The sequence below is a fragment of the Bradyrhizobium sp. genome (assembly GCF_035652035.1).
GTDB lineage: Bacteria > Pseudomonadota > Alphaproteobacteria > Rhizobiales > Xanthobacteraceae > Bradyrhizobium.
Map to the genome: position 1 here is coordinate 1 of NZ_DASREO010000111.1, position 2,993 is coordinate 2,993.

Below are 2,993 nucleotides of genomic sequence, written 5' to 3' on the forward strand. Positions count from 1 at the left end.
GCTGGAGGAGATGGGCTACAAGCTCGGCGCCAATCAGCTGGAAGATGCCTTCACCCGGATGAAGGCGCTCGCCGACCGCAAGAAGGACATCTACGACGAGGACATCGAGGCGCTGGTCGATGAGGAGATGGCGGCCTCGCATGATCGCATCAAGCTGGTGTCGCTCACGGTGATCGCGGGCACCCACGGCCCGCAACGCGCCACCATGAAGCTCGACGTCGACGGCCAGACCAGGATCGAGGAGGCCGAAGGCAACGGCCCGGTCGATGCGGTGTTCAACTGCATCAAGGCGCTGGTGCCGCACGAGGCCAAGCTCGAACTGTACCAGGTGCATGCGGTGACCGAGGGCACCGACGCGCAGGCGGAGGTGTCCGTCCGTCTCGCCCATGAGGGCCGTTCAATGACCTCGCGCGCGGCGGATCCCGACACGCTGGTGGCGTCGGCGAAAGCCTATCTCGGCGCGCTCAACAAGATCGTCATGAAGCGCCAGCGCGACACCGTGAGCACTGCCGCGGCGGGTTGACGCAAAGCGTCATTCCGGGGCGCCTCGAAGAGGCGAACCCGGAATCTCGAGATTCCGGGTCCGGTGCTTCGCACCGTCCCGGAATGACGGGAAGTTTGCACCGCACAAACAAAGCATAAGCCCCTGCTAAAGGGGCATTGGCGTTCCACCCTCGGCCTCTGTATTGGATGCCGCAGGTTGTGAGATAGGGGAGCGGCGAGTTGTTCGCGCGTCTTCCAAACGCGGGAGGAAACATGCGTCAACTCATCTTGGCCGCCGCATCGATCGCGGCGCTGGCTTTCGCCGGTCAGGCTTCGGCCGCCGATCAGCCAATCGTCATCAAGTTCAGCCACGTGGTGGCCGCGGACACGCCGAAGGGCAAGGCCGCCGACAAGTTCAAGGAACTCGCCGAGAAATACACCAACGGCAAGGTCAAGGTTGAGGTCTATCCGAACTCGACCCTCTACAAGGACAAGGAGGAGCTGGAAGCGCTCCAGCTCGGTGCGGTGCAGATGCTGGCGCCGTCAAACTCGAAATTCGGTCCGATCGGGATCAAGGAATTCGAGGTGTTCGACCTGCCATACATCCTTCCCGACCTGAAGACGCTGCGGAAGGTCACCGACGGCCCGCTCGGCAGCAGGCTGCTCAAGCTGCTCGATTCCAAGGGCATGACCGGTCTGGCCTATTGGGACAACGGCTTCAAGCAGATGAGCGCCAACAAGAAGCTGGTCGCGCCCGCCGACTACAAGGGACTGAAATTCCGCATCCAGTCCTCCAAGGTGCTCGAAGCGCAGTTCCGCACGCTCGGCTCGATCCCGCAGGTGATGGCATTCTCCGATGTCTATCAGGCGCTGCAGACCGGCGTCGTCGACGGCCAGGAGAACACCTGGTCGAACATCTACACCCAGAAAATGCATGAGGTGCAGAAATACGCCACCGTCACCAACCACGGCTATATCGGCTACGTCGTGGTGGTGAACAAGAAGTTCTGGGACGGCCTGCCGGCGGATGTCCGGCCGCAAGTCGAGAAGGCGATGAAGGAAGCCACCGAGTTCGGCAACAGCCAGTCGCAGAAGGAAAACGACGAGGCGCTGGATCTGATCAAGAAGAGCGGCAAGACCGAGATCATCACGCTGACCGCGGATCAGGACGAGGCGATGCGCAAGGCGATGATGCCGGTCTACAAGGACGTGGCCTCGCGCGTCGGCCAGCCGCTGATCGACGAGTTCCTGAAAGAGACCGGCCGCGGCCCGATGAACTAACTTGCGCAAATAGCGCTGCTGATTCACCTCTCCCCGCCTGCGGGGAGAGGTCGCATCGCGAAGCGATGCGGGTGAGGGGGAGTCTCCGCGAGCACATTTCGTCGTGTGTGCGGAAGAAGCCCCTCACCCATAGCCGATGCTTCGCATCGGCGTTCTTGGAATGAGGGAGGACGGCGGCCGTAGGCCGCCTACGCCTCTCCCCGTAAGAACGGGGAGAGGAAGACAACGGCCGGTGGGGCGGCCTATTGGGGATACGATGTTCTTGCGGATACTCGACCGGCTTGAGGAGATCATCATCGCAAGCCTGATGGGGCTGGCGACCGTGCTCACCTTCATCACGGTCGTCCATCGCTATCTGGTCGATGTGCCCGTCCTCTATCCTTATCTGTTCGGCATCAACCTCGCCTGGTCGCAGGAACTCTGCATCTACATGTTCATCTGGATGGCGAAGTTCGGCGCCGCCTACGGCGTGCGGACCGGCATCCATGTCGGCGTCGACGTGCTGATCAACCGCCTCAAGGAAGGCCCGCGCAAATGGGTCATCCTGTTTGGGCTGCTCGGCGGCGCGGCCTTCACCGCCATCGTCGGCACCATGGGCGCGAAATTCGTCTTCGAGCTGATGCACACCGACCAGGTCTCGCCCGACCTGGAGATTCCGAGCTGGATCGTCTACGCCTGCATTCCGCTCGGCTCATACCTGATGTGCTTCCGCTTCCTGCAGGTGATGTGGGCTTACTACCGCACCGGCGAATTGCCGCATCATGACCAGGCCCATGTCGAGGGCATCGAGACCTCCAAGACCGCGCCGATCGCGCTTGGAGAAGCCTGATGAGCGCGCTCTTGATCTTCGGGCTGCTGTTTGGGTTGATGCTGACGGGCATGCCGATCTCGATTTCGCTCGGCCTCACCGTGCTGATGTTCCTGTTCACGATGACGGAAGTGCCGATCGAGAGCGTCGGCCTGAAGCTTTTTTCAGGGCTCGACAATTTCGGCATCATGGCGATCCCGTTCTTCATCCTTGCCGGCACGTTTTTGACGCGTGGCGGCGTGGCGCGGCGGATGATCGCGTTTACGACGTCCCTTGTCGGGCATTTGCCGGGCGGCCTCGGCCTCGCCGGTGTCGCGGCTTGCGCGATGTTCGCGGCGATCTCCGGCTCGAGCGTCGCCACCGTGGTTGCGATCGGCTCGATCATGATGCCGGCCATGGTCGACTACGGCTATCCGCGCCG

At 62.2% G+C, this 2,993-nt stretch carries 4 protein-coding genes; all 4 read left to right on the forward strand.

The genetic code is table 11. The annotated features are described in order from the left end of the window. Positions 1-523 (forward strand): alpha-isopropylmalate synthase regulatory domain-containing protein (locus VFB05_RS30960; protein ID WP_325019789.1); only part of this gene is annotated, 523 nt, incomplete at its 5' end. A gap of 233 nt (positions 524-756) precedes the next feature. After that, positions 757-1,764 carry a TRAP transporter substrate-binding protein gene (locus VFB05_RS30965; protein WP_325019791.1) on the forward strand — a complete coding sequence of 336 codons (1,008 nt, stop codon included), beginning with the start codon at positions 757-759 and terminating at the stop codon, positions 1,762-1,764. Between the two features lie 256 nt (positions 1,765-2,020). Next, positions 2,021-2,593: a TRAP transporter small permease gene (locus VFB05_RS30970; RefSeq protein ID WP_325019793.1), complete on the forward strand. Its 573-nt coding sequence runs from the start codon at positions 2,021-2,023 to the stop codon at positions 2,591-2,593. Beyond that, positions 2,593-2,993: TRAP transporter large permease subunit (locus VFB05_RS30975; protein ID WP_325019795.1), on the forward strand; the 401-nt coding region annotated here is incomplete at its 3' end. The genes VFB05_RS30970 and VFB05_RS30975, both read left to right, overlap by 1 nt.

Excerpts from the sequence above, each read along its gene's own strand:
- VFB05_RS30970 (WP_325019793.1), top strand. The coding sequence starts at position 2,021 with ATGTTCTTGCGGATACTCGACCGGCTTGAGGAGATCATCATCGCAAGC.
- VFB05_RS30965 (WP_325019791.1), top strand. The coding sequence starts at position 757 with ATGCGTCAACTCATCTTGGCCGCCGCATCGATCGCGGCGCTGGCTTTC.